The organism is Arthrobacter sp. ISL-30 (assembly GCF_018613855.1).
Lineage (GTDB): Bacteria > Actinomycetota > Actinomycetes > Actinomycetales > Micrococcaceae > Arthrobacter.
The window spans coordinates 99,490-125,201 of the sequence record NZ_JAGGPK010000030.1; the positions used below are offsets into that span (position 1 = coordinate 99,490).

At 61.9% G+C, this 25,712-nt stretch carries 33 protein-coding genes; 1 reads left to right on the forward strand and 32 read right to left on the reverse strand.

The window, feature by feature from the left end; genetic code table 11:
* Positions 1-4: 4 nt before the first annotated feature.
* The 26 genes from rpmJ to rpsJ form a co-directional block, all read right to left on the reverse strand.
* Positions 5-118 (reverse strand): 50S ribosomal protein L36, encoded by a 114-nt coding sequence (rpmJ, locus tag J7E82_RS12860; RefSeq protein ID WP_011775570.1) that lies wholly within the window; start codon positions 116-118, stop codon positions 5-7.
* A gap of 68 nt (positions 119-186) precedes the next feature.
* The gene (infA, locus tag J7E82_RS12865; RefSeq protein ID WP_011775571.1) at positions 187-408 is read right to left on the reverse strand and encodes a translation initiation factor IF-1; all 222 of its coding nucleotides are present in this window, start codon (positions 406-408) and stop codon (positions 187-189) included.
* Between the two features lie 216 nt (positions 409-624).
* Positions 625-1,749 carry a P1 family peptidase gene (locus J7E82_RS12870; RefSeq protein WP_214863222.1) on the reverse strand — a complete coding sequence of 375 codons (1,125 nt, stop codon included), beginning with the start codon at positions 1,747-1,749 and terminating at the stop codon, positions 625-627.
* Positions 1,750-1,887: 138 nt separating this feature from the next.
* Entirely contained in the window at positions 1,888-2,715 is an 828-nt protein-coding gene (map, locus tag J7E82_RS12875) for a type I methionyl aminopeptidase (RefSeq protein WP_214863224.1), read from the reverse strand.
* Positions 2,716-2,828: 113 nt separating this feature from the next.
* Positions 2,829-3,398, reverse strand: coding sequence for an adenylate kinase (locus tag J7E82_RS12880; RefSeq protein ID WP_214863226.1), 570 nt, complete (start codon positions 3,396-3,398; stop codon positions 2,829-2,831).
* A gap of 5 nt (positions 3,399-3,403) precedes the next feature.
* Positions 3,404-4,714, reverse strand: a complete 1,311-nt coding sequence (secY, locus tag J7E82_RS12885) for a preprotein translocase subunit SecY (protein WP_214863228.1) — start codon at positions 4,712-4,714, stop codon at positions 3,404-3,406.
* Between the two features lie 223 nt (positions 4,715-4,937).
* A complete protein-coding gene (rplO, locus tag J7E82_RS12890; protein ID WP_214863230.1) occupies positions 4,938-5,426 on the reverse strand; it encodes a 50S ribosomal protein L15 in 489 nt (162 codons plus the stop codon).
* Complete coding sequence (gene rpmD, locus J7E82_RS12895; RefSeq protein ID WP_214863232.1) at positions 5,426-5,632, reverse strand: 50S ribosomal protein L30; 207 nt, start codon at positions 5,630-5,632, stop codon at positions 5,426-5,428. The genes rplO and rpmD overlap by 1 nt, the downstream gene beginning before the upstream one ends.
* A gap of 3 nt (positions 5,633-5,635) precedes the next feature.
* On the reverse strand, positions 5,636-6,304 hold the full coding sequence (rpsE, locus tag J7E82_RS12900; protein ID WP_214863234.1) for a 30S ribosomal protein S5: 669 nt from the start codon (positions 6,302-6,304) through the stop codon (positions 5,636-5,638).
* 29 nt (positions 6,305-6,333) lie between these two features.
* Complete coding sequence (gene rplR / locus J7E82_RS12905) at positions 6,334-6,717, reverse strand: 50S ribosomal protein L18 (RefSeq protein ID WP_214863236.1); 384 nt, start codon at positions 6,715-6,717, stop codon at positions 6,334-6,336.
* 2 nt (positions 6,718-6,719) lie between these two features.
* Positions 6,720-7,256 carry a 50S ribosomal protein L6 gene (gene rplF / locus J7E82_RS12910; protein WP_214863238.1) on the reverse strand — a complete coding sequence of 179 codons (537 nt, stop codon included), beginning with the start codon at positions 7,254-7,256 and terminating at the stop codon, positions 6,720-6,722.
* An 18-nt stretch (positions 7,257-7,274) separates the two neighbouring features.
* Positions 7,275-7,673: a 30S ribosomal protein S8 gene (rpsH, locus tag J7E82_RS12915; protein ID WP_214863240.1), complete on the reverse strand. Its 399-nt coding sequence runs from the start codon at positions 7,671-7,673 to the stop codon at positions 7,275-7,277.
* 89 nt (positions 7,674-7,762) lie between these two features.
* A complete protein-coding gene (gene rplE, locus J7E82_RS12920; RefSeq protein WP_214863241.1) occupies positions 7,763-8,341 on the reverse strand; it encodes a 50S ribosomal protein L5 in 579 nt (192 codons plus the stop codon).
* Positions 8,341-8,700, reverse strand: a complete 360-nt coding sequence (gene rplX, locus J7E82_RS12925) for a 50S ribosomal protein L24 (protein ID WP_214863248.1) — start codon at positions 8,698-8,700, stop codon at positions 8,341-8,343. The genes rplE and rplX overlap by 1 nt, the downstream gene beginning before the upstream one ends.
* A 3-nt stretch (positions 8,701-8,703) precedes the next feature.
* Complete coding sequence (rplN, locus tag J7E82_RS12930; RefSeq protein ID WP_043119386.1) at positions 8,704-9,072, reverse strand: 50S ribosomal protein L14; 369 nt, start codon at positions 9,070-9,072, stop codon at positions 8,704-8,706.
* A gap of 347 nt (positions 9,073-9,419) precedes the next feature.
* Entirely contained in the window at positions 9,420-9,710 is a 291-nt protein-coding gene (gene rpsQ / locus J7E82_RS12935; protein WP_214863453.1) for a 30S ribosomal protein S17, read from the reverse strand.
* Between the two features lie 20 nt (positions 9,711-9,730).
* On the reverse strand, positions 9,731-10,054 hold the full coding sequence (gene rpmC / locus J7E82_RS12940) for a 50S ribosomal protein L29 (RefSeq protein WP_214863250.1): 324 nt from the start codon (positions 10,052-10,054) through the stop codon (positions 9,731-9,733).
* A gap of 2 nt (positions 10,055-10,056) precedes the next feature.
* Positions 10,057-10,473: a 50S ribosomal protein L16 gene (gene rplP / locus J7E82_RS12945; RefSeq protein ID WP_021472412.1), complete on the reverse strand. Its 417-nt coding sequence runs from the start codon at positions 10,471-10,473 to the stop codon at positions 10,057-10,059.
* Positions 10,474-11,310, reverse strand: a complete 837-nt coding sequence (gene rpsC / locus J7E82_RS12950) for a 30S ribosomal protein S3 (protein ID WP_214863252.1) — start codon at positions 11,308-11,310, stop codon at positions 10,474-10,476. It abuts the gene before it with no gap.
* Complete coding sequence (rplV, locus tag J7E82_RS12955) at positions 11,311-11,676, reverse strand: 50S ribosomal protein L22 (RefSeq protein WP_214863254.1); 366 nt, start codon at positions 11,674-11,676, stop codon at positions 11,311-11,313.
* Between the two features lie 37 nt (positions 11,677-11,713).
* A complete protein-coding gene (gene rpsS, locus J7E82_RS12960) occupies positions 11,714-11,995 on the reverse strand; it encodes a 30S ribosomal protein S19 (protein ID WP_003803803.1) in 282 nt (93 codons plus the stop codon).
* A 12-nt stretch (positions 11,996-12,007) separates the two neighbouring features.
* The gene (rplB, locus tag J7E82_RS12965) at positions 12,008-12,847 is read right to left on the reverse strand and encodes a 50S ribosomal protein L2 (protein ID WP_214863256.1); all 840 of its coding nucleotides are present in this window, start codon (positions 12,845-12,847) and stop codon (positions 12,008-12,010) included.
* 29 nt (positions 12,848-12,876) lie between these two features.
* Positions 12,877-13,182, reverse strand: coding sequence for a 50S ribosomal protein L23 (gene rplW, locus J7E82_RS12970; protein WP_214863258.1), 306 nt, complete (start codon positions 13,180-13,182; stop codon positions 12,877-12,879).
* Complete coding sequence (gene rplD, locus J7E82_RS12975) at positions 13,179-13,796, reverse strand: 50S ribosomal protein L4 (protein ID WP_214863260.1); 618 nt, start codon at positions 13,794-13,796, stop codon at positions 13,179-13,181. Before rplD ends, rplW begins: the two co-directional genes overlap by 4 nt.
* Before the next feature lie 4 nt (positions 13,797-13,800).
* On the reverse strand, positions 13,801-14,451 hold the full coding sequence (rplC, locus tag J7E82_RS12980) for a 50S ribosomal protein L3 (protein ID WP_214863262.1): 651 nt from the start codon (positions 14,449-14,451) through the stop codon (positions 13,801-13,803).
* Between the two features lie 17 nt (positions 14,452-14,468).
* Entirely contained in the window at positions 14,469-14,777 is a 309-nt protein-coding gene (rpsJ, locus tag J7E82_RS12985; RefSeq protein ID WP_003803825.1) for a 30S ribosomal protein S10, read from the reverse strand.
* A gap of 387 nt (positions 14,778-15,164) precedes the next feature.
* Here rpsJ and J7E82_RS12990 point away from each other — a divergent pair, with 387 nt between their 5' ends.
* Positions 15,165-16,592: a GH1 family beta-glucosidase gene (locus tag J7E82_RS12990; protein WP_214863263.1), complete on the forward strand. Its 1,428-nt coding sequence runs from the start codon at positions 15,165-15,167 to the stop codon at positions 16,590-16,592.
* A 17-nt stretch (positions 16,593-16,609) separates the two neighbouring features.
* Here the strand turns inward: J7E82_RS12990 and J7E82_RS21035 are convergent, their stop codons facing one another.
* The 6 genes from J7E82_RS21035 to J7E82_RS13015 form a co-directional block, all read right to left on the reverse strand.
* The gene (locus J7E82_RS21035; protein WP_285289730.1) at positions 16,610-16,735 is read right to left on the reverse strand and encodes a hypothetical protein; all 126 of its coding nucleotides are present in this window, start codon (positions 16,733-16,735) and stop codon (positions 16,610-16,612) included.
* Positions 16,736-16,899: 164 nt separating this feature from the next.
* Positions 16,900-18,090: an elongation factor Tu gene (gene tuf / locus J7E82_RS12995; RefSeq protein ID WP_214863265.1), complete on the reverse strand. Its 1,191-nt coding sequence runs from the start codon at positions 18,088-18,090 to the stop codon at positions 16,900-16,902.
* 236 nt (positions 18,091-18,326) lie between these two features.
* Positions 18,327-20,441 carry an elongation factor G gene (gene fusA / locus J7E82_RS13000; RefSeq protein ID WP_214863267.1) on the reverse strand — a complete coding sequence of 705 codons (2,115 nt, stop codon included), beginning with the start codon at positions 20,439-20,441 and terminating at the stop codon, positions 18,327-18,329.
* A 68-nt stretch (positions 20,442-20,509) separates the two neighbouring features.
* Positions 20,510-20,980 (reverse strand): 30S ribosomal protein S7, encoded by a 471-nt coding sequence (gene rpsG, locus J7E82_RS13005; protein WP_214863269.1) that lies wholly within the window; start codon positions 20,978-20,980, stop codon positions 20,510-20,512.
* A 1-nt stretch (position 20,981) separates the two neighbouring features.
* On the reverse strand, positions 20,982-21,356 hold the full coding sequence (gene rpsL, locus J7E82_RS13010; RefSeq protein ID WP_214863271.1) for a 30S ribosomal protein S12: 375 nt from the start codon (positions 21,354-21,356) through the stop codon (positions 20,982-20,984).
* A gap of 448 nt (positions 21,357-21,804) precedes the next feature.
* Positions 21,805-25,704 carry a DNA-directed RNA polymerase subunit beta' gene (locus tag J7E82_RS13015; RefSeq protein ID WP_214863273.1) on the reverse strand — a complete coding sequence of 1,300 codons (3,900 nt, stop codon included), beginning with the start codon at positions 25,702-25,704 and terminating at the stop codon, positions 21,805-21,807.
* Between the last annotated feature and the right edge of the window lie 8 nt (positions 25,705-25,712).

Genomic DNA, 25,712 nt, shown 5'->3' on the forward strand with positions numbered 1-25,712 from the left:
GGAATTAGCCCTGGCGCTGCTTGTGGCGCGGGTTCTCGCAGATCACCATGACCCGGCCATTACGGCGGATCACTTTGCACTTGTCGCAGATCTGCTTGACGCTCGGCTTGACCTTCATGGCATTCCTTTGCGTGTTGCAGTTGATCTGCTGGACCGGCTGAGGCATCCGCCTGAGCCGCCCAGCAATTACTTGTAGCGGTAGACGATACGACCACGGGTGAGGTCGTACGGGCTCAGCTCCACCACTACGCGGTCCTCAGGAAGAATCCTGATGTAGTGCTGACGCATCTTCCCAGAGATGTGTGCGAGAACGACGTGCTTGTTGGTCAGCTCAACACGAAACATCGCGTTGGGCAGCGCCTCAGTCACTACGCCCTCGATCTCAATGACCCCGTCCTTCTTGGCCATATCCTCCGCTAACTGTTGTTTGCCGCTTCCCTCCGGTTGGCACCGGGAAGTCAGCGGACGTTTTTTGTTTGTTTGGTCGCAGCGCTCCGTCGGAACGCCCACCGATTTGAAGATCGGTTAAATGGGCGTGGCAGGGCAGACAACCAACAGACAACACTACGCCACTTAGGCGAGAAAGTTAAATCCGCTCATGCTAACGCACGGGGTCGAGGGAAGTCACACCCTGTCGCCTGTCGGGCTGTTGAAGGCGGGAAACTCCCCGGCAGGCGTTGTGACGCTCACAGCTGCGGCGATACCGTTTCGAATCGCGGCCTCGACGGCCTCGGCCGCCGCGCTTTGCAGCGTGATGAGGCTCACCTGGCGTGCCTGGTTGCTGCTGCGATCAAGGACGACGGCGCCCGTCGCCAGCGCGAAGATCGTGTCGCCGTCGGCGAGCGTGTGGGAGGGATTCAGGGCCCGGGCGATCCCGGCGTGGGCCGCGCTTGCCGTCCGTTTGCACTCAGCAACATCCAGTACAGCATTGGTGGCGATGACGACGAGCGTTGTGTTCAGGTCCGGCGCTGCTCCCGGCGCTGCCGGTTCGTCTGAAACCCTCGGCGCGCTCGGTCGTTCCTCCCCAACGGCCCCCTCACCTCGCAAGCTCGGAGAGGGAACCCCGCCGTCGTGGGCCCAGCTTAGACGCGCGCTGCCGGGTTTCGCACTCACTGGCAACTTGGACTCGCTGCCTTCGAGCTGTTCCGCAGGGCGCCCATCAAACACAGGAAACCCCAGGGCATTGACGACGGCGAGGGCTCCGATGATCACTGGGCCCTCTTTCGAAACTGTGTCCAGGAAGATGGAGGCTGTGCCCACTCCCCCTTTGAACTGGCCCCGTCCTATGAGCGCTCCGGTGCCGGCCCCTACGTTGCCGCGATCGACGTCGTGCCCTTCCGGCTGATCGGCGGCGGCGACGGCGGCTGCATAGCCCATCGCCTCATCAGGACGGGCCGCAAAGTCTCCTCCGCGTCCGAGGTCGAAGATGGCGGCGGCTGGGACGATCGGCACCACGCCGCCCGTGACGGGAAAACCCCGCCCCTGTTCCTCGCACCAGCGCTGGACTCCGTGTGCCGTGAGCAGGCCGTAGGCGCTGCCTCCGGTGAGTACGACGGCGTCGACCGTTGGAACCAGCGTGGTGGGGTCGAGGGCGTCGGTTTCGTGTGTCCCAGGCCCTCCCCCGCGGACGTCGACGGAGCCAACCGTGCCGGGGGGTGGCAGGACCACCGACACCCCGCTCAGCCAGCCGTCGTCGGACTTCTGCGCGTGCCCAACCCGGATGCCTGGCACATCAGTGATCGATCCCATGCGTACATTGTGCCTGCGCAGGCACCCTCAGGACACGGACTACATTCCAGGACACGCAGAATCCCTGGAGACATCGGGATTCCGGTGTCTCCAGGGATTCTGCGTATCGCTGGGCCAGAGGCGCGTCTCCTCGACGTGCTACGGAATGGGAACGGGTACGACGCCGAGAGGCGCCAGCTCCGCTGCCCCGCCGTCGGGGGCGGACAGCACCCAGATACCCTTTTCGTGGACGGCGACCGAATGCTCCCACTGGCAGGAGCGCTTGCCGTCCGTGGTCACCACCGTCCAGTCGTCTTCCAGGACGGTGGTCTCGATGCTCCCGAGAACCAGCATCGGTTCGATGGCCAGGCAGAGGCCCGGACGGATCTTCGGGCCGCGGTGGTTGGTCCGGTAATTCAGGACGTCGGGGGCCATGTGCATCTCCGAACCGATGCCGTGCCCCACGTAGTCCTCGAGGATGCCGAGCTTCTTGCCGGGAACGGAGGAGACGTAGTCGTCGATTGCGTTGCCGATGTCGCCCACGAACTTGCCCTTGGCAAGGGCTGCGATACCGTGCCACATGGCCGCCTTGGTGACGTCGGAAAGCCTCTGGTCCTCGGGGTTTGCCGTGCCCACGATCACGGTACGGGCGGAATCCGAGTGCCAGCCATCCACGATGGCACCGCCGTCGATGGAAATGATGTCCCCGTCCTGGAGGACCTTGTCCCCGGGGATGCCGTGGACAACCTCTTCATTGACCGAGGTGCAGATTGTCGCCGGGAAGCCGTGGTAGCCCAGGAAGTTGGACTTGGCCCCCGCCTCATTCAGCACGCCAGCAAACACGGCGTCGAGCTCCCGTGTGGTCACGCCAGGAGCAGCCGCACTGACGGCGGTATCCAGGGCACGGTTCAGCACCAGTCCAGCCTCGTGCATCTTGCGCATCTGGGCATTGTTCTTGTATTCGATCCTGGGCTGGCCGAACGCCATCTGGTTCCTCTCGTGGTGCCGCGGCGGCGGCGGTTTCTTACGCCGTTCGAATGATCAAACGGCGAAGGCTCCTCCCGGTGGACCGGGAGGAGCCTCGTTGCAGTGCCGGCTGCCTAGACAGTCTGCCTGGCTTCAATGGCCTTGAGTACACGCTCGGTAACCTCGTCGATGGCTCCGATGCCATCGACCTGGGTGAGGATGCCGCGCTCGGCATACTTCGCCACAACTGCTTCGGTCTGCTCGTGGTACAGGTCCAGGCGGTGGCGGATGACGGCTTCGTTGTCGTCAGAGCGCCCCGTTTCCTTCGCACGGCCGAGGAGCCGGGCGACGAGTTCCTCGTCATCGGCGGTCAGCTGCAGCACGACGTCGAGCTTCTCGTCGTCGGCGGCGAGGATCTGGTCCAGGTACTCCACCTGTGCGGTGGTGCGAGGGTAGCCGTCCAGGAGGAAGCCCCTTTCGACGTCCTCCTCACTGAGGCGGTCCCGCACCATGTTGTTGGTGACGCTGTCCGGGACGAAGTCGCCGGCGTCCATGTACTTCTTGGCTTCAATGCCAAGAGGCGTCTCACCCTTGACGTTGGCACGGAAAATATCGCCGGTGGAGATGGCGACTACGCCCAGGCGTTCGGAAATCCGCTCGGCCTGGGTTCCTTTACCCGAGCCCGGGGGTCCAATGATCAACATTCTCGTCATCGCAAAAGCCCTTCGTAGTGACGTTGTTGTAGCTGCGCATCGATCTGCTTGACGGTTTCCAGCCCGACGCCGACCATGATCAGGATTGACGTCCCACCGAACGGGAAGTTCTGGTTGGCGTTGATCAGGACGAGCGCGACCAGCGGGATCAACGCCACGAAGCCCAGGTAGAGGGCTCCAGGCAGGGTGATCCTGGAAAGCACATACTGCAGGTAGTCCGCGGTCGGTTTACCCGCCCGGATGCCCGGAATAAACCCTCCGTACTTCTTCATGTTGTCCGAGACCTCTTCAGGGTTGAAGGTGATCGCGACATAGAAGTAGGTGAAGAAAACAATCATGGCGAAGTAGAGCGCCATGTAGATGGGGTGGTCGCCACGGGTGAGGTTGTTGTTGATCCACTCGACCCACGGCTGCAGCGGCTCCCCCGCGCGCGGCTGGTTGAACTGGGAAATCAGCGCCGGGAGGTACAGCATCGAGGAAGCGAAGATGACGGGAACGACGCCGGCCATGTTCACCTTGATGGGAATGTAGGTGCTGGTGCCGCCCACGGTCCGCCGGCCGATCATGCGCTTGGCGTACTGCACCGGGATGCGACGCTGCGACTGCTCGACGAACACAACGAGCGCAACCGTAACGAGGCCGATCGCCAGTACTGTGAAGAAGGTTCCCGGGCCCCTGGAGGTCCAGATGGCACCCAGGGAGGTCGGGAAGCCTGCGGCGATCGAGGTGAAGATGAGCAGGGACATGCCGTTGCCCACACCCTTTTCGGTCACGAGTTCACCCATCCACATGATGAGGCCGGTACCGGCCGTCAGCGTGATGATGATCAGGATGGTGGTGATGACGCTAGTGTCCGGAATGATGGCCAGCTGGCAGTTGGGCAACAACTGGCCGGACCTTGCCAGGGACACAAGGGTAGTCGCGTTCAGGAGGCCCAGTGCGATGGTGAGATACCGGGTGTACTGTGTCAGCTTGGACTGCCCCGAGGCGCCCTCTTCGTAGAGCTGCTGGAACCGCGGAATGACCACGCGGAGCAGCTGCACGATGATGCTGGCCGTGATGTACGGCATGATACCCAGGGCGAAAATAGACACCTGCAACAGGGCACCGCCGCTGAACAGGTTCACCAGCTGGTACAGGCCCTCTTGAGTACTGCCACTACGCAAGCATTGCTGGACGTTCTGGTAATTCACACCAGGCGAGGGGATGAAGGCTCCCAAGCGGAAGATGGTGATGATTCCCAGCGTGAACAACAACTTGCGCCGCAGATCAGGCGTCCGAAACGCACGGCCAAACGCGCTAAGCAAGCGTCCTCCTGAGTGAAAAAGTGAATGGGTGTTTTTTGGGCTGTTTACACCCGACATCCGAGTCTAACGGTTGGATGCGCCAAGCGAACAATCGACGGCGGCGCCCCGCGCGCCGGGCGGCTGGAATAAAACGCCCGGCGGATGCGAAAAACTCCCGGTGCGGAAGACCATAGGTCCCCCCGCACCGGGAGCTTTTCGTGCAACAGGTCAGAGCCCGCTGCCCCTAAAGGGCAGTGGTGCTACCGCCTGCGGCTGCGATCTTCTCTGCGGCACTGGCCGAGAATGCGTGGGCGGTGACGTCAACCTTGACGGTGATGTCGCCGGTGCCCAGCACCTTGACGGGCTGGTTCTTGCGAACGGCGCCCTTCTCAACCAGGGATTCGACGCTGACAGCGCCACCTTCCGGGTAGAGCTCGTTGAGCCTGTCCAGGTTCACAACCTGGAACTCAACCCGGAACGGGTTCTTGAAGCCGCGCAGCTTCGGCAGGCGCATGTGCAGCGGCAGCTGGCCGCCGGCAAAGCCAGCCTTCACCTGGTAGCGGGCCTTCGTACCCTTGGTACCGCGACCGGCGGTCTTACCCTTGGAGCCTTCACCACGACCAACACGGGTCTTGGTGGTCTTGGCACCCTGGGCGGGACGCAGGTGGTGGACCTTCAGGGCGTTCTGCTTCTCAGCCTGCTCGCCCTTGGACTCGGTCTTGTTCTCTGCCATTAGTTCGCCTCCTCTACCTTCACGAGGTGCGGAACCGTGTTGAGCATGCCCACGGTCACGGCGTCGGCGGTACGGACAACGGTGTGTCCGATGCGCTTCAGGCCGAGGGACCGAAGGGTCTCGCGCTGGTTCTGCTTGGCGCCGATGACGCCCTTAATCTGGGTGATCTCCAACGTGGCGTCGGAGGGAGTCAGGTTCTTGGCCATGACTTACACACCTGCCTTCTGGTTCTGGAGTGCGCGCACCAGGGCAATCGGAGCAATCTCGTCCAGCGGCAGGCCACGGCGGGCTGCCACGGAAACGGGCTCTTCCAGCCGCTTCAGTGCGTCAACAGTCGCGTGGACGATGTTGATGGCGTTGGAGGAACCGAGCGACTTGGAGAGGACGTCGTGGATACCGACGCACTCCAGTACGGCGCGGACCGGACCACCGGCGATAACACCGGTACCGGGGGAAGCCGGGCGCAGCATGACAACGCCTGCTGCGGCCTCACCCTGCACACGGTGCGGGATGCTGTTGCCAACGCGGGGAACACGGAAGAAGGACTTCTTGGCTTCTTCAACGCCCTTTGCGATAGCTGCGGGAACTTCCTTTGCCTTGCCGTAGCCCACGCCGACCAGACCGTTGCCGTCACCGACGACGACCAGTGCGGTGAAGCTGAAGCGACGACCACCCTTGACCACCTTGGCGACGCGGTTGATGGATACAACGCGCTCGACGAACTGGCTCTTCTCGGCGTCACGACCGCCGTCGCGGCCACCACGGCCACCACGGTCACCGCGGCCCTGGCCGCGCTCGCCCCGCTCGCCGCGACGTCCGCCGCGGCGGTCGTCGGTGGCAGCGGTCTCAGTTGCTTCAGCAGCTGCAGCTTCAGTCACCTGAATGTCCTTTTCGTTATTCTCAACGGTCACAGTGCCAGCCCACCTTCGCGAGCACCGTCAGCGACGGCGGCGATGCGGCCGTGGTACTTGTTACCACCGCGGTCGAAGACAACAGCTTCGATGCCGGCAGCCTTGGCACGCTCGGCGACCAGTTCACCAACGCGCTTGGCCTTGGCGGTCTTGTCGCCGTCCAGTGCGCGCAGGTCCGCTTCCAGGGTGGAAGCGTAGGCCACGGTTACGCCCTTGCTGTCATCGACAACCTGGACGAATACGTGGCGTGCCGAACGGTTGACGACCAGGCGAGGACGTACAGCCGTACCGACGATGCGCTTGCGGATGCGAAGCTGGCGACGGCTGCGGGCAGCCGACTTGCTCTTGTTCGAACGCTTCTTGTTAATGGCGATGGCCATGATTACTTACCAGCCTTTCCGACCTTGCGGCGGATGACTTCGCCGGCGTAACGGATGCCCTTGCCCTTGTACGGGTCGGGCTTGCGCAGCTTGCGAATGTTGGCTGCAACCTCGCCGACCTGCTGCTTGTCAATGCCGGAGACGGAGAGCTTGGTGGGGCCCTCAACGGCAAAGGTGATGCCTTCCGGTGCGGTTACGTTGACCGGGTGGCTGTAGCCCAGAGCGAACTCCAGGTCCGAGCCCTTGGCCTGGACACGGTAACCGGTACCGACGATCTCGAGCTTCTTCTCGTAGCCCTTGGTCACGCCCTCGATCATGTTCGAGATCAGGGTGCGGGTCAGGCCGTGGAGCGAACGCGAAGTGCGCTCGTCGTTCGGGCGGGTAACGCTGAGGGTGCTCTCTTCAAGAGAGACCTCGATCGGGCTGGCAACAGTGTGGCTCAGCTCGCCCTTGGAACCCTTGACGCTGACGACGGAGCCGTCGAGCTTGACCTCAACGCCGGCGGGAACGGTGATGGGGAGACGTCCAATACGTGACATTATTCTCTTCCTTTCCCGTTACCAGACGTACGCGAGGACTTCGCCGCCCACGCCCTTCTTGCCGGCCTGCTTATCAGTCAGGAGGCCGGAAGAGGTGGACAGGATTGCGATACCCAGGCCACCCAGCACGTGAGGCAGGTTAGTGGACTTCGCGTAAACGCGGAGACCCGGCTTGGAGATACGGCGGACGCCAGCGATGGAACGCTCGCGGTTCGGACCGAACTTCAGCTCGATGGTCAGCTTCTTGCCGACCTCGGCGTCCTCTTCCTTCCAGCTGGCGATGTAGCCTTCTGCCTTCAGGATGTCAGCGACGCGCGCCTTGAGCTTGCTGTACGGCATGGTCACGGAGTCGTGGTATGCCGAGTTTGCGTTGCGCAGACGAGTAAGCATGTCTGCGACAGGATCTGTCATAGTCATTTGGGCTCTAGCCCTTCCTCGTAACGGTTTCCCGTTCCGGGCTCCTCACCGGCAAGCCGGTGAGACCTGGAACTGGACCTTTTACGTAGTTAGTTTTCGGTCTTGAACGGGAAACCAAGCGCCTTGAGCAGCGCGCGGCCTTCGTCGTCGGTCTTGGCAGTGGTGACGACCGTGATGTCCATACCGCGAACGCGGTCGATCTTGTCCTGGTCGATCTCGTGGAACATAACCTGCTCGGTCAGACCGAAGGTGTAGTTGCCGTTGCCATCGAACTGCTTGCCGTTGAGGCCGCGGAAGTCACGGATACGCGGCAGTGCCAGCGTGACCAGACGGTCCACGAATTCCCACATACGGTCGCCACGCAGGGTAGCGTGTGCACCGATCGGCATGCCTTCACGCAGCTTGAACTGTGCGATCGACTTGCGGGCCTTGGTTACCTGCGGCTTCTGGCCGGTGATCTGGGTGAGGTCGCGGACGGCGCCGTCGATCAGCTTGGAGTCCTTGGCGGCATCTCCAACACCCATGTTCACAACAACCTTGACCAGGCGGGGAACCTGGTTCACGTTCTCGTAGTTGAACTCGTCCTGCAGGGACTTCTTGATGGTCTCTGCGTACTTCGTCTTCAGACGCGGAACGATCTTCACTGGAGTCTCGAGAGTCTCAGTCATCAGATGTCCTTCCCGGTGGCCTTGGACACACGGACGCGGACGGTCTTCTGGACGCCGTCCTTCTCAACGGTGTCGAGGCGGAAACCGACGCGGGTCGGCTTCTTGGTCGACGGGTCAACCAAAGCAACGTTGGAGAGGTGGATCGGGGCCTCAACGACCTCAATGCCGCCGGTCTTGGTGCCGCGCTGCGACTGACCGACCTTGGTGTGCTTGGTAACGCGGTTGATACCCTCAACCAACACGCGGTTGGCGTCCGGGAAAACGCGAAGAACCTTGCCCTGCTTGCCGCGGTCGCCGCCGCGTTCCTGCTTGGCGCCGGTGATGACCTGAACGAGGTCACCCTTCTTGATCTTAGCCATGGACTAAAGCACCTCCGGGGCCAACGAAACGATCTTCATGAACTTCTTGTCACGGAGTTCACGGCCAACCGGGCCGAAGATACGGGTACCGCGGGGGTCACCGTCGTTCTTCAGGATCACAGCTGCGTTCTCGTCAAACTTGATGTAGGAACCATCCGCACGACGGCGTTCCTTCTTGGTACGGACGACGACAGCCTTGACGACGTCGCCCTTCTTTACGTTGCCGCCCGGGATTGCATCCTTGACGGTTGCGACGATGACGTCGCCAATGCCTGCGTAACGACGGCCGGATCCACCGAGAACGCGAATGGTAAGGATTTCCTTAGCACCCGTGTTGTCGGCGACCTTCAGTCGCGACTCCTGCTGAATCAATTTTTACTCCTTGCGTCGCGCTGGTTCTCAGACCGAAAACATGCATACGGAATGAGCCTTGCGGAACGGTTGATCGGGGTGTCTCTCGACCTGCCTGGATTTTGCCAGTGCAGGCCTAAACGCCCGTGCCAAAAACATCAGCTTCCCTTGCCGGGGAAACCGGCGCGGGGCAGTATGCCGTGGCACGATTGTTTACGAGGTGGTTGACGGCACACATAAGGCGCCATACAAACTCAATATCCTAGCATGTTTTGCCCGCTCCCCCATACCACGGACGACGGCGTGAGGGAAAGCAGGAAACCCCCGCTCCGAAAGGAGCGGGGGTTTCCGATAGCTGGCAGCAGATGCTACTTGGCCTTCTCGATGATCTCCACGAGCCGCCAGTTCTTGGTGGCGGACAGCGGGCGGGTCTCGGCGATCAGAACGAGGTCGCCGATGCCGGCGGTGTTCTGCTCGTCGTGAGCCTTGACCTTGGAGGTGCGGCGAATGACCTTGCCGTAAAGTGCGTGCTTCACGCGGTCTTCAACCTGGACAACGATGGTCTTTTCCATCTTGTCCGAGACCACGTAGCCGCGACGCGTCTTACGGTAACCACGCTGCTTAGCGCCGGCCTCTACTGCAGACACAGTTTCGGTCACCTTGGATTCCTTCTGTTCGCTCACTTGGCGTCCTCTCCAGCCTCAGTCTCGGCCGGTTCGGCCTTGGCTTCTGCCTTCTTGGACTTCTTCTCTTCCTTGGCTTCCACAACCGGTGCGGCAACCTCGGCACGAATGCCCAGCTCGCGCTCACGGAGAACGGTGTAGATGCGTGCGATGTCCTTCTTTACCGCGCGCAGGCGACCGTGGTTCTCCAGCTGGCCGGTGGCGGACTGGAAACGCAGGTTGAACAGCTCTTCCTTGGACTTGCGGAGTTCTTCAACGAGACGCTCGTTGTCGAAAGTGTCCAGCTGTGCGGGTGCGAGATCCTTCGACCCTACTGCCATTTCTATTCACCACCTTCGCGACGCACAATGCGTGCCTTCAACGGCAGCTTGTGGATCGCCAGGCGCAGTGCCTCGCGAGCTACCTCTTCATTGACACCGGAGAGTTCGAAGAGAACCCGGCCCGGCTTGACGTTTGCAACCCACCACTCCGGCGAACCCTTACCGGAACCCATGCGGGTTTCGGCAGGCTTCTTGGTCAGCGGACGGTCCGGGTAGATGTTGATCCAGACCTTACCGCCACGCTTGATGTGGCGGGTCATTGCAATACGGGCGGATTCGATCTGACGGTTCGTCACGTATGCCGGGCTCAGGGCCTGGATACCGTACTCACCGAAAGTGACCTTGGTGCCACCCGTAGCAGCGCCGGAACGACCCGGGTGGTGCTGCTTACGGTGCTTGACTCGACGTGGGATAAGCATTTAAGCCTCTCCTCCTTCTGCTGCGGGAGCAGCAGCTTCAGCTGCCGGAGCCTCAGCAGCAGCGGGTGCTGCTTCAGCGGCCGGACGGTCGGTACGACGGCGGCGGTCACCACGGTCGGCTCCACCCGGGCGGCCCGGACGGTCGCCGGCACCGCGGCCACGGGACGGAGCAGCAGCCTGCTGCTGAGCCAGTTCCTTGGAGGTGACGTCACCCTTGTAGATCCAGACCTTCACGCCGATACGGCCGAAGGTGGTCTTGGCCTCGTAGAAGCCGTAGTCGATGTTCGCGCGGAGGGTGTGCAGGGGCACACGGCCTTCGCGGTAGAACTCCGAGCGGGACATTTCTGCGCCACCCAGTCGACCCGAGCAAGCAACACGGATACCCTTGGCACCCGCACGCTGTGCGGACTGCATGGCCTTCTTCATCGCGCGGCGGAAAGCCACGCGGGAAGTCAGCTGCTCTGCGATGCCCTGGGCTACCAGCTGTGCTTCCATCTCGGGGTTCTTGACCTCGAGGATGTTCAGCTGGACCTGCTTGCCGGTCAGCTTTTCGAGCTCGCCGCGGATGCGGTCTGCCTCGGCGCCGCGGCGGCCGATAACGATACCCGGACGTGCCGTGTGGATGTCCACGCGGACGCGGTCACGGGTGCGCTCGATCTCGACCTTGGCGATGCCGGCGCGCTCCATGCCGGTGGACATGAGCTGGCGGATCTTGACGTCCTCGCGAACGTAGTCCTTGTAGCGCTGTCCGGGCTTGTTGCTGTCAGCAAACCAGTGCGAAACGTGATCGGTGGTAATGCCGAGTCGGAACCCGTGCGGGTTTACTTTCTGTCCCACTTAGCGAGCCTCCTCTTTCTCCGGGGTAGCGACTACCACGGTGATGTGGCTGGTCCGCTTCTTGATGCGGTAGGCGCGGCCCTGGGCACGCGGCTGGAACCGCTTCATGGTCGGGCCTTCATCAACGAATGCTTCGCTGATGATGAGGTCTCCCTCGTCAAAGGCAACGCCGTCGCGGTCTGCGAGAACGCGGGCGTTGGCCATTGCCGACTGAACTACCTTGAATACCGGCTCCGAAGCTGCCTGCTGGGCAAACTTCAGAATTGCCAGAGCCTCATTCGCTTGCTTACCACGAACAAGGTTGACGACGCGCCGGGCCTTCATAGGCGTTACGCGGATGTGACGCGCAATAGCCTTGGCTTCCATTGCTTTCCTTCTCTCGTCTATGCCGTAGAACGAGCGCCTAGCGGCGCTTGCCCTTACGGTCGTCCTTGACATGGCCGCGGAATGTCCGCGTGGGAGCGAATTCGCCGAGCTTGTGCCCGACCATCGACTCAGTGACAAACACCGGAATGTGCTTGCGTCCGTCGTGAACGGCGATCGTGTGACCGAGCATGTCGGGGATGATCATCGAACGGCGGGACCAGGTCTTGATGACGTTCTTGGTGCCCTTTTCGTTTTCCCTGGCGACCTTCACAAAGAGGTGCTGGTCAACGAAAGGACCTTTTTTCAGGCTGCGTGGCATGTGTCCAGGCTCCTATCGCTTGTTCTTGCCAGTACGACGGCGACGAACAATAAGCTTGTCGCTCTCTTTGTTGGGTCGGCGGGTGCGGCCCTCGGCCTTGCCGTTGGGGTTGACCGGGTGACGTCCACCGGAGGTCTTGCCTTCACCACCACCGTGCGGGTGGTCGACCGGGTTCATGGCGACACCGCGGACGGTCGGGCGAACGCCCTTCCAGCGCATACGGCCGGCCTTGCCCCAGTTGATGTTCGACTGCTCGGCGTTGCCGACCTCGCCGACGGTTGCGCGGCAGCGCACATCGACGTTGCGGACTTCACCGGAGGGCAGGCGCAGCTGGGCGAAACGGCCTTCCTTTGCGACGAGCTGAACCGAAGCACCTGCGGAACGGGCCATCTTGGCGCCGCCACCCGGACGCAGTTCAACTGCGTGGATAACGGTACCGACGGGGATGTTGCGCAGCGGCAGGTTGTTGCCCGGCTTGATGTCAGCGTTGGGGCCAGCCTCAACGAAGTCACCCTGGGACAGCTTGTTCGGGGCGATGATGTAACGCTTGGTGCCATCAACGTAGTGCAGGAGGGCGATGCGAGCCGTGCGGTTCGGATCGTACTCGATTTCGGCAACGCGGGCGTTCACGCCGTCCTTGTCGTGACGACGGAAGTCGATCAGACGGTACTGGCGCTTGTGGCCACCACCCTTGTGACGGGTGGTGATCTTACCGGTGTTGTTACGGCCGCCGGTCTTGTGCAGCGGACGCAGCAGAGACTTTTCCGGAGTCGACCGCGTGATTTCGGTGAAGTCGGCTACGCTCGAGCCACGACGGCCCGGGGTAGTCGGCTTGTAATTACGGATTCCCATTATTCATTTCCTCGTTAAAGTGGTCTCCGCTACGCGAGCGGACCGCCGAAGATGTCGATAGTGCCTTCCTTCAGGGTGACAATCGCACGCTTGGTGCTCTTGCGCTGTCCCCATCCGAACTTGGTGCGCTTGCGCTTACCGGCACGGTTGATGGTGTTGATCGATTCGACCTTGACGGAGAAGATCTTCTCCACGGCCAGCTTGATCTCGGTCTTGTTCGAGCGGGGGTCCACCAGGAAGGTGTACTTGCCCTCGTCGATCAGGCCGTAGCTCTTTTCCGAAACGACGGGTGCAAGCACGACGTCGCGCGGGTCTTTGATGGTGGCTGCACTCACTTGGCATCCTCCTCGTTCTTAGCCTTGTCAGCGACGAACGCTTCGAAAGCAGCCTTGGTGAAGACCACGTCGTCCGAAATCAGCACGTCGTAGGTGTTCAGCTGGTCTGCGTACAGAACGTGAATATCTGCGAGGTTGCGCACGGACAGTGCTGCAACATCGTTGGCGCGCTCGATGACAACGAGCAGGTTCTTGCGCTCGGAGACTCCGCGCAGCGTTGCAAGTGCTTCCTTGGCGGACGGCTTGGAGCCGGCAACCAGTTCGGCGACAACGTGGATGCGGCCGTTGCGGGCGCGGTCAGACAGGGCACCGCGGAGGGCGGCGGCCTTCATCTTCTTGGGGGTCCGCTGGCTGTAGTCACGCGGTGTCGGGCCGTGGACAACGCCACCACCGGTCATGTGAGGAGCACGGATGGAACCCTGACGGGCGCGGCCGGTGCCCTTCTGCTTGAACGGCTTGCGGCCGGCACCGGAAACTTCGGCGCGGGTCTTGGTCTTGTGGGTACCCTGGCGTGCAGCAGCAAGCTGTGCGACGACGACCTGGTGCAGCAGCGGCACGTTGGTCTGGACGTCGAAAATCTCTGCAGGCAGGTCAACCTGGACGGTGTTAGCCATTGAACTAGGCTCCCTTCACGGCGTTGCGTACGAGTACGACCGAGCCGCGGGCGCCGGGAACGGCACCCTTGATAAGGAGCAGCGACTTCTCGACGTCAACAGCGTGAACGGTGAGGTTCAGCGTGGTGTGACGCTCAGCGCCCATGCGGCCGGCCATTTTCAGACCCTTGAAGACGCGGCTCGGGGTGGATGCGCCACCGATGGAGCCAGGCTTACGGTGGTTCTTGTGGGCACCGTGGGAGGCACCAACACCGGAGAAGCCGTGACGCTTCATAACACCGGCGAAGCCCTTACCCTTGGTGGTGCCGACGACGTCGATCTTCTGGCCGGCTTCGAAGAGCTCTACAGAGAGTTCCTGGCCCAGCTCGTAGGATGCGGCGTCTGCAGTGCGCAGTTCGACGACGTGGCGGCGAGGAGTGACGCCTGCCTTCTCAAAGTGACCAGCCAGCGGCTTGGTGACCTTGCGGGGGTCGATCTGGCCGTAGCCGATCTGAACGGCCACATAGCCATCAGCCTCAGCGTTGCGCAGCTGGGTGACGACGTTGGAGTCAGCCTGGACGACGGTGACAGGAATGAGCTTGTTGTTCTCGTCCCAGACCTGGGTCATGCCGAGCTTCGTGCCCAGCAGGCCCTTTACGTTACGGGTTGCGGTCATAGTCTCTCAGCACCTCCCTAAAGCTTGATTTCGATGTTCACGTCTGCCGGCAGGTCGAGACGCATGAGCGAGTCAACAGCCTTGGGCGTGGGGTCGATGATGTCGATCAGACGCTTGTGAGTACGCATTTCGAAGTGCTCACGGCTGTCCTTGTACTTGTGGGGAGAGCGGATAACGCAGTACACGTTCTTCTCCGTCGGCAGCGGCACGGGGCCCACTACCGTTGCGCCTGCGCGCGTGACCGTCTCAACGATCTTCCGCGCTGAAACATCAATGACCTCGTGGTCATATGACTTCAGCCGGATGCGGATTTTTTGTCCCGCCATGTCGCCTGACTCTCTTTCAGTCTGTGCTTCCCTTGATTAGGGCTGCCCTGTTCACTTACGTGTTGCATGTGGCTGCCGAGGCATTTGAAGTAGGACTACCACCCGCCGCACAAGCTGAATCCGGATGATCCCGGGTTCCTCAACCTGTCGACGTAACCGACCCCCGCGGTCGGGCGTGTCGCGCTTCGCACACGCACGGATCCGCATTTCCTTGGGGCTGGGTTATGTTTGGGCTCCAGCTTGGACCCTGACACCCGGCATTATCCGGATCGGGACGCGAAGAAGCGCTTGAACAACTCATCTAGTATGCCGGATATTGTGCCCAGAAGCGAATCGGCTTGTCGCCAGGCCGTTGCCATCGTCCTGCAGCGACTGGAGGATAGGAGCATGACTCTCCAGTCTGCGTCCGCCGCGGAGGATCTGGCCCGCCGTCTCCGACCCGGCTTCACCCTCGGCGTCGCAGCCGCAGCCTTCCAAATCGAGGGGGCGCTGGCCGCAGATGGCCGCGGTCCCTCCAGTTGGGACGCCTTCGCGGAGAAGCCCGGGGCGATCGTCGACGGCGACTCCCCCGCCGTCGCCTGCGACCATTACAATCGGACCGACGAAGACATCGCCCTTATGCGGGAACTGGGCGTGGACTCGTACCGCTTCTCACTGTCGTGGCCGCGGATCCAGCCCGACGGCAAGGGCACCATCAATTCCCAGGGGCTGGACTTCTATGACCAGCTGATCGACAAGCTCCTGGCGGCCGGCATCTCGCCGATGGTGACGCTGTTCCATTGGGATACACCCCTTCCGCTTGAGCACGACGGCGGCTGGCTGAGGCGACCTACGGCGGAACGGTTTGCCGGGTATGCGGCAGCTGTGGGGGACCGTTTTGGCGACAGGGTGACCCACTGGGTCACGTTGAATGAGCCGGTTTCGGTGGCGCTGCAGGGCTATGCGCTTGGCGTTCATGCGCCCGGCCATCGCCTGCTCTTCGACGCACTTCCCGCAGCACACCACCAACTGCTCGGCCACGGCCTTGCTGTCCAGGCCCTCAGGGCCGCCGGAGTGACGGGCGCCGTCGGGGTTTCCAATTTGCACTCCCCCGTACGCCCCGCCAGCAACAGGTTCATGGACGGGCTTATGGGGCAGGCCTTCGATCTGATCCTCAACCGCGTCTATGCGGATCCCATCCTGCTGGGCCGCTACCCGAAGCCCCCAGTACAGGTGAAACCATGGTTCCGTGCGTTAGGAAACGTACCCGATTCGGACCTCCAGACGATCCATCAGCCGCTGGACTTCTACGGCCTCAACTACTACTACCCGATTAAGGTCGCGTCCGGCAGCGGAGAGGGCGACGCTCCCAGTGGCCAGGCGTCGATCATGGCTCGGCTGCCGTTCCATTTGGCGGCGTTCCCGGAGTACGAATCCACCGGCTTCGGCTGGCCTGTGGCACCGGAGCACCTGGGGATCCTCCTGCGGGAACTGAAGGACCGCTATGGCGACGCACTGCCACCGATCCATATCACTGAGAGCGGGGCCAGCTTCCCCGAGCCCGGCCATGTCTCCGGACCACTGCACGACTCAAACCGGATCGACTACCTCGCTTCGCACCTTGAACAGGCGCTTCGGGCCACGGCCCCGGGCGGCCTGGCACACGACGTCGAACTCCTCGGCTACTACGTCTGGACGCTCATGGACAACTTCGAATGGGCCGCCGGGTACTCCCAGCGCTTCGGCCTGGTCCACGTGGACTTCGACACCCTGGAGCGGACACCCAAAAAGTCGTTCTACTGGTATCAGGCCCTGGCAAAGGCGCGCCGGCACTGACGCGTCACCCTGCTAAATCACTTGTTCTTGTTTGCCCGGTTGATCCGCTTGGCGCGATCGATCTCGTGGCGGAAGTACTTTCTGCCCCACACGACCGCACCCACTCCAGCCGCGACAATGGTCAGGAAAATCAGGAACTCCATCTGCTTTGCTCCTTTCGTCGAAAGCAACAGTATCAGGCACTTTCAAGAACGATCGACAGCGCTTCCTCGGCAAAAAAAGAAGAACCCCACCGCAGCGATGGGGTTCTTCTGTGGATAGCTGCAGCCGACATGCGGCCATTAGCCTCCCGATCTACAAGCAGGTGCTACTTGACGATCTTGGTAACACGTCCCGAACCAACGGTGCGGCCACCTTCACGGATTGCGAAGCCGAGGCCCTCTTCCATAGCGATCGGCTGGATGAGCTCAACGCTCATCTCAGTGTTGTCGCCAGGCATAACCATTTCGGTGCCTTCCGGCAGCGTGATAACGCCGGTGACGTCCGTGGTACGGAAATAGAACTGCGGGCGGTAGTTCGAGTAGAACGGGTTGTGACGGCCGCCTTCGTCCTTGGACAGGATGTAGACGTTAGCCTCGAAGTCGGTGTGCGGGGTGATGGAACCCGGCTTGACAACAACCTGGCCACGCTCGACGTCGTCGCGCTTCAGACCGCGAAGCAGCAGGCCACAGTTCTCGCCAGCCCAAGCTTCGTCGAGCTGCTTGTGGAACATCTCGATACCGGTAACGGTGGTCTTCTGGATCGGGCGGATACCGACGATCTCAACCTCAGAGTTGATGGCGAGGGTGCCACGCTCGGCGCGGCCCGTAACAACGGTTCCACGGCCGGTGATGGTGAAGACGTCCTCGATCGGCATCAGGAACGGCTTGTCGCGGTCACGTACGGGGTCCGGAACGGACTCGTCGACAGCTTCCATCAGTTCCTCGATGGACTTGACCCACTCAGCGTCGCCTTCCAGGGCCTTGAGGCCCGAAACGCGGATGACCGGGGCGTTGTCGCCATCGAAGCCCTGCGAGCTCAGGAGCTCGCGAACTTCCATTTCGACGAGGTCGAGGAGTTCCTCGTCCTCAACCATGTCAGCCTTGTTCAGCGCGACCAGCAGGTAGGGGACACCAACCTGGCGGGCGAGCAGAACGTGCTCGCGGGTCTGGGCCATCGGGCCGTCAGTTGCGGCAACCACCAGGATTGCGCCGTCCATCTGGGCAGCACCGGTGATCATGTTCTTGATGTAGTCAGCGTGACCCGGAGCGTCTACGTGTGCGTAGTGGCGCTTCTCAGTCTGGTACTCCACGTGGGAGATGTTGATGGTAATACCGCGCTGACGCTCTTCGGGAGCAGAGTCGATGGACGCGAAGTCACGCTTCTCGTTGAGAGTGGGGTACTTGTCGTACAGCACCTTGGAAATGGCGGCCGTCAGCGTCGTCTTACCGTGGTCAACGTGACCAATGGTGCCGATGTTGACGTGCGGCTTAGTCCGCTCGAACTTTGCCTTTGCCACAGGTTCCTCCTAGAACGTTTTCAAATGACTTACCCTTCGACCGCGCTTGTCGCGGCAGAAACTCCAGTAAGTCTACTTGGGGGCTTGGTTTTGATGAAATTGCAGATTCAGGAACCAATAGTAGTCCCTAGAGCCTGGTCGTACAGGGGACGGGGAGCGGCCTCAACCGCTGCCCTGCCCCTGCACAGAATGCTTTCCCGATACCGGAAATGCACTCAGGTTTTTCCGAGGGAGAATTACTCGCCGCGGGTCTTCTGGATGATCTCGTCGGCTACTGCCTTCGGGACCTCCGCGTAGCTCTCGAAGGTCATCGAGTACACAGCGCGGCCCTGGGTCTTCGACCGCAGGTCGCCGATGTAACCGAACATCTCGGACAGCGGCACGTTCGCCTTGACGACCTTCACGCCAGCGGCATCCTCCATCGATTGGATCATGCCACGGCGGGAGTTCAGGTCGCCGATAACGTCACCCATGTATTCCTCAGGGGTGCGGACCTCAACGGCCATCAGCGGCTCAAGGAGAACAGGGTTGGCCTTGCGGGCACCTTCCTTGAACACCTGGGAGCCGGCGATCTTGAACGCCATTTCAGAAGAGTCAACGTCGTGGTAGGCGCCGTCAATGAGGCTTGCCTTGACGCCGACCATCGGGTAGCCGGCCAGGATGCCGAACTGCATGGCGTCCTGGATACCAGCGTCAACGGAAGGGATGTATTCACGCGGAATACGGCCACCGGTGACCTTGTTCTCGAACTCGTAGAAGGTGCCGTCCGTGGTTTCCAGGGGCTCGAAGGAGACCTGGACCTTTGCGAACTGACCGGAACCACCAGTCTGCTTCTTGTGGGTGTAGTCGACCTTCTCCACAGCTCGCTTGATGGTTTCGCGGTAGGCAACCTGCGGCTTGCCGACGTTTGCCTCGACCTTGAATTCGCGGCGCATACGGTCAACGAGGATGTCCAGGTGAAGTTCACCCATACCCGCGATGACGGTCTGGCCGGTCTCTTCGTTAAGGGACACCTGGAAGGTGGGGTCCTCAGCGGAGAGCTTCTGGATGGCCGTGGAGAGCTTCTCCTGGTCACCCTTGGTCTTCGGTTCGATTGCGACGGAGATCACGGGCTCGGGGAAGCTCATGGACTCCAGCACGATCTGGTGGGCCGGATCGCACAGGGTGTCACCCGTGGTGGTGTCCTTCAGGCCAATGGCGGCGTAGATGTGGCCGGCAGTTGCGTCGTCAACAGGCATTTCCTTGTTGGCGTGCATCTGGAACAGCTTGCCGATGCGCTCCTTCTTGCCCTTGGTGGAGTTGACAACCTGGGTGCCGGCGGAAACCTGTCCGGAGTACACACGGATGAAGGTGAGCGTACCGAAGAACGGGTGCGTTGCAACCTTGAAGGCGAGAGCGGAGAACGGCTCCTCAGCACTGGGCTTGCGGGTCAGTTCCTTCTCTTCGTCGCGGGGATCGTGACCGATCATGGCGGGGACGTCCAGCGGGTTCGGCAGGTAGTCCACAACGGCGTCAAGCATCGGCTGTACACCGCGGTTCTTGAAGGCAGAGCCACAGAACACGGGGTAAAGCTCGGAGTTGATGGTCATCTTGCGGATGCCGGCCTTGAGCTCCTCGAGGGTGAGCTCTTCACCTTCGAGGTACTTCTCCATGAACTCCTCGGAAGCCTCGGCAACAGTCTCAACGAGCTGTGCGCGGTACTCCTCGGCCTTCTCCTTGAGGTCGGCGGGGATCTCCTGGACCTCGTAGGAAGCACCCATGGTGACGTCACCCTTAGCGTCGCCGGGCCAGACCAGGGCGCGCATTTCGAGGAGGTCGACGACGCCGACGAAGTCGTTCTCGGAACCGATCGGCAACTGCATGACCAGCGGCTTGGCTCCGAGGCGGGAGATGATGGTGTCTACGGTGAAGTAGAAGTCAGCACCGAGCTTGTCCATCTTGTTGACGAAGCAGATACGCGGAACGTTGTACTTGTCAGCCTGGCGCCACACAGTCTCAGACTGCGGCTCCACGCCTTCCTTGCCGTCGAACACGGCGACGGCACCGTCGAGGACGCGCAGGGAGCGCTCAACCTCAACGGTAAAGTCCACGTGACCCGGGGTGTCGATGATGTTGATCTGGTTCTTGTTCCAGAAACAGGTCACGGCGGCAGACGTGATAGTGATGCCGCGTTCCTTTTCCTGTTCCATCCAGTCGGTCGTCGAAGCGCCGTCGTGGGTTTCGCCGATCTTGTGGTTCACACCTGTGTAGAACAGAATGCGCTCGGTGGTGGTGGTCTTGCCGGCATCGATGTGTGCCATGATGCCGATGTTGCGGACCTTGTTGAGGTCGGTAAGCACGTCCTGTGCCACGGGGTCTCCCTTTCGGATGGACTGCACGTTCGCCGCCGGCTCCATGAGCCGGCGGCGACCGGGAAGTATTACCAGCGGTAGTGTGCGAAGGCCTTGTTGGACTCGGCCATCTTGTGGGTGTCTTCGCGACGCTTCACAGCGGCACCGAGACCGTTGGAGGCATCCAGGATTTCGTTCTGGAGGCGCTCGGTCATCGTCTTCTCGCGGCGGGCCTTCGAGTAGCCGACCAGCCAGCGCAGTGCGAGGGCGGTGGAACGTCCCGGCTTGACCTCAACCGGAACCTGGTAGGTTGCGCCACCGACACGGCGGGAGCGAACCTCGAGGGAAGGCTTGACGTTGTCCATGGCCTTCTTGAGGGCGGCAACGGGGTCGCCACCGGTCTTGGCGCGTGCACCTTCGAGGGCACCGTAAACGATGCGCTCAGCGGTGGACTTCTTGCCGTCAACCAGGACCTTGTTGATCAGCTGGGTGACCAACGGGGAGCCGTAGACGGGATCTGAAACGAGCGGCCGCTTCGGGGCCGGACCCTTGCGAGGCATATTACTTCTTCTCCATCTTTGCGCCGTAGCGGCTGCGCGCCTGCTTGCGGTTCTTGACACCCTGGGTATCGAGGGCGCCACGGACGATCTTGTAACGGACACCCGGAAGGTCCTTCACACGACCACCACGAACGAGCACGATGGAGTGCTCCTGGAGGTTGTGGCCAACACCCGGGATGTAGGCGGTAACTTCAATGCCACCGGCGAGGCGCACACGTGCCACCTTACGCAGAGCCGAGTTCGGCTTCTTCGGCGTGGTGGTGTAAACGCGGGTGCAGACGCCGCGGCGCATCGGGCTGCCCTTAAGCGCAGGAGCCTTGGTCTTAGAGACCTTCGGCGAGCGGCCCTTCCGGACCAGCTGGTTAATCGTAGGCACTTTCGTGTTCTCCGTTTTATCCGGAGCGGACGTTTCCGGCCGCTCTCTTGTTGCCATGCCCCGCCGCCCGAGCTTTGAAGTAGTCTCCAGAGCAGCCGAGGCGAAGCCTTCAATAGTCGCTTCACACGCTTGGGGATGTTCCCGAAGGGTTATTGTCCATAGGCATGCAAAAATGTGGCATCTGTTGCACAGGAACCCTGCAACCCGGAAACGTCGCTCTGATTCGGTTCTTCAACCTGAAGTTGTTCAAACCTAAATCGGCGCACTCATCCACTGCCACAATAACAATTGCTCACCAGTCTAACATGAACGGCAGCAACCCCTTAATCGGCGGGGTTTTGCCGTGCCGTTTAATGAGCAACGCGTTAATGAGCAACGCGGTGTCACTCCGGGCCCAATCCAGGGTGCGGATTGGGCTGTAGGTGACCCCGCGTTGCTTTAGGAACGGTTAGCGGAAGTCGTTTCCGAGGTCGTAGTCATCCAGCGGGATGGCGTGGAACTCAGGAGCGCCGTCGCCGCCCAGTGAGTCGTACGAGAAGTCCGTGAAGGCGCTGGGGCCTGTGAACAGGCTTGCCTTTGCTTCTTCAGTGGGCTCAACGTTGACCTGGGTGTACCGGGGAAGGCCAGTACCGGCAGGGATGAGCTTACCGATAATGACGTTCTCCTTGAGGCCAAGCAGCGGGTCGCTCTTGCCTTCCATGGCCGCCTGCGTCAGGACGCGGGTGGTCTCCTGGAAGGAAGCTGCCGACAGCCAGGACTCCGTGGCCAGCGAGGCCTTTGTGATACCCATGAGCTCCGGACGGCCCGATGCCGGGGTCTTGCCCTCGGACACGACGCGACGGTTCTCGTCCTCGAAGCGGCTGCGCTCGGCGAGCTCGCCCGGGAGCAGCTCGGAGTCGCCGGATTCGATGACGGTCACGCGACGCAGCATCTGGCGGACGATAACCTCGACGTGCTTGTCGTGGATACCAATGCCCTGGCTGCGGTACACGCCCTGGACCTCGTCCACCAGGAACTTCTGGGCGGCACGGGGACCCATGATGCGCAGAACCTGCTTCGGGTCCACCGGACCGTTGATCAGCTTCTGGCCGACGCTGACGTGCTCGCCGTCCTCGATGAGGAGGCGGGAACGGCGCAGCACCGGGTAGGCGATCTCTTCGGAACCGTCGTCCGGAGTGATCACCAGGCGCATCTGGCGCTCGGACTCTTCGATGCTGATGCGACCGGCTGCCTCGGCAATCGGCGCCACACCCTTCGGAGTACGGGCTTCGAAAAGCTCCTGGATACGGGGCAGACCCTGGGTGATGTCGTCTCCACCGCTGGCCGAGACTGCACCACCGGTGTGGAACGTACGCATGGTCAGCTGGGTACCGGGCTCACCGATGGACTGGGCCGCGATGATGCCGACAGCCTCGCCGATGTCCACGGTCTTGCCCGTGGCAAGGGAGCGGCCGTAGCACAGCGCACAGGTTCCGACCTTCGACTCACAAGTGAGTACGGAGCGGACCTTGACGTCGGTGATACCGGCTGCGAGGAGCTCGCCAATGACGACGTCGCCGCAGTCGGTTCCGGCCGGTGCCAGCACGTTGCCCTTGGAGTCGACGACGTCGACAGCCAGGGTGCGTGCGTAGGCACTGTTCTCGACGTTCTCGTCCAGGACGAGCTCACCGTTGGAGTCCGGCACGGCGATCGGGGTGACCAGGCCGCGCTCGGTGCCGCAGTCCTCTTCGCGGACGATGACGTCCTGGGACACGTCCACCAGGCGACGGGTCAGGTAACCCGAGTTGGCGGTACGAAGCGCGGTGTCAGCCAGACCTTTACGGGCACCGTGCGTGGCGATGAAGTATTCCAGCACCGACAGGCCCTCACGGTAGGAGGACTTAATCGGACGCGGGATGATTTCACCCTTCGGGTTGGCCACAAGACCACGGATACCCGCGATCTGGCGGACCTGCATCCAGTTACCACGTGCACCGGAGGACACCATGCGGTTGATGGTGTTCATCGGGGACAGGCTGTCACGCATCGCCTGGGCGATCTCGTTGGTGGCCTTGTTCCAGATTTCGATCAGTTCCTGGCGACGCTCGTCGTCGTCGATCAGGCCCTTGTCATACTGGCCCTGGATCTTGGCAGCCATGGTCTCGTAGCCGGCAAGGATGCCCGGCTTCGATTCCGGAACCTCGATGTCGGAGATTGCCACGGTGACACCGGAGCGCGTTGCCCAGTAGAAACCGGCGTCCTTCAGGTTGTCCAGCGTTGCAGCCGTAACAACCTTCGGGTAACGCTCGGCGAGGTCGTTGACGATCCGGGACAGCTCGCCCTTGTCGGCAACAGCCTCGACCCACGGGTAGTCCTCAGGCAGGGTCTGGTTGAAGATGACCTGTCCCAGGGACGTCTCGACGAGAGCCGGCTGACCCGACTCCCAGCCTTCCGGAGCTTCCCAGCCGGCGTACGGCACGAAGTTCTCGAGGCGGATCTTGACCTGCGAGTTCAGGTGCAGCTCACGGGCGTCGTAGGCCATGATGGCCTCGGCAACAGAAGCGAACACACGGCCCTCACCGGTGGACCCGACACGCTTGGTAGTCAGGTGGTACAGGCCGATAATCATGTCCTGCGAAGGCAGGGTCACGGGACGGCCGTCCGACGGCTTCAGGATGTTGTTCGAGGACAGCATCAGGATGCGCGCCTCAGCCTGGGCTTCGGGGCTCAGCGGCAGGTGGACCGCCATCTGGTCGCCGTCGAAATCAGCGTTGAACGCACCACAAACCAGCGGGTGAAGCTGGATGGCCTTACCCTCAACAAGCTGCGGCTCGAACGCCTGGATACCGAGGCGGTGCAGGGTAGGTGCACGGTTGAGCAGCACCGGGTGTTCGGTGATGATCTCTTCGAGCACGTCCCAGACCTGCGGACGGTAGCGCTCGACCATACGCTTGGCCGACTTGATGTTCTGGGCGTGGTTGAGGTCAACCAAGCGCTTCATCACGAACGGCTTGAAGAGCTCCAGAGCCATCTGCTTGGGAAGGCCACACTGGTGCAGCTTCAGCTGCGGGCCGACGACGATGACCGAACGGCCGGAGTAGTCAACACGCTTGCCAAGGAGGTTCTGGCGGAAACGGCCTTGCTTGCCCTTGAGCATGTCGCTCAGGGACTTCAGCGGACGGTTGCCGGGTCCCGTGACGGGACGTCCGCGGCGGCCGTTGTCGAAGAGGCTGTCAACAGCTTCCTGAAGCATGCGCTTCTCGTTGTTGACGATGATCTCCGGGGCACCGAGGTCAAGCAGGCGCTTGAGGCGGTTGTTGCGGTTGATCACACGACGGTAGAGGTCGTTGAGGTCGGAGGTCGCGAAGCGGCCACCGTCCAACTGGACCATGGGGCGCAGTTCCGGCGGGATAACCGGGACGGCGTCCAGCACCATGCCGAGGGGGCTGTTGTTGGTGGTGAGGAATGCGTTGACCACCTTGAGGCGCTTCAGGGCGCGGGTCTTGCGCTGGCCCTTGCCGTTCTGGATGGTGTCGCGCAGGGCCTCGGCCTCAGCCTGCATGTCGAAGTTCTCAAGGCGCTTCTTGATGGCTTCGGCACCCATGGAGCCTTCGAAGTACATGCCGTAGCGGTCGCGCAGCTCGCGGTAGAGCCCTTCGTCGCCTTCGAGGTCTGCGACCTTGAGGTTCTTGAAGCGGTCCCAGACCTGCTCGAGGCGCTCAATGTCGGCGTCGGCACGCTTGCGGACGTTGGCCATCTGGCGGTCGGCCGAGTCGCGGGCCTTCTTCTTGTCGGCGGCCTTGGCGCCTTCGCCCTCAAGACGGGCAAGCTCGTCCTCAAGGTCGCGGGCGATCGTGGCGATGTCGCTGTCGCGGGTGTCGACGAGCTGCTTCTTCTCGAGGTCGTGCTCGACCTGGAGGTTCGGCAGTTCGGCGTGACGGTTCTCGGTGTCCACGCTGGTGATCATGTAGGCAGCGAAGTAGATGACCTTTTCGAGGTCCTTCGGTGCCAGGTCAAGAAGGTAGCCCAGGCGGGAGGGAACACCCTTGAAGTACCAGATGTGGGTAACGGGAGCAGCAAGCTCGATGTGGCCCATCCGCTCGCGGCGGACCTTGGCACGCGTGACTTCAACGCCACAACGCTCACAGATGATGCCCTTGAAGCGCACGCGCTTGTACTTGCCGCAGTAGCATTCCCAGTCGCGGGAAGGGCCGAAGATCTTCTCGCAGAAGAGGCCGTCCTTCTCGGGCTTGAGGGTGCGGTAGTTGATGGTTTCCGGCTTCTTGACCTCACCGTAGGACCAGCCGCGGATGTCTTCCGCGGTGGCGAGGCCGATCTGCATGAGGCCGAAGGAGGATTCGCTGGACATAGGGTCCC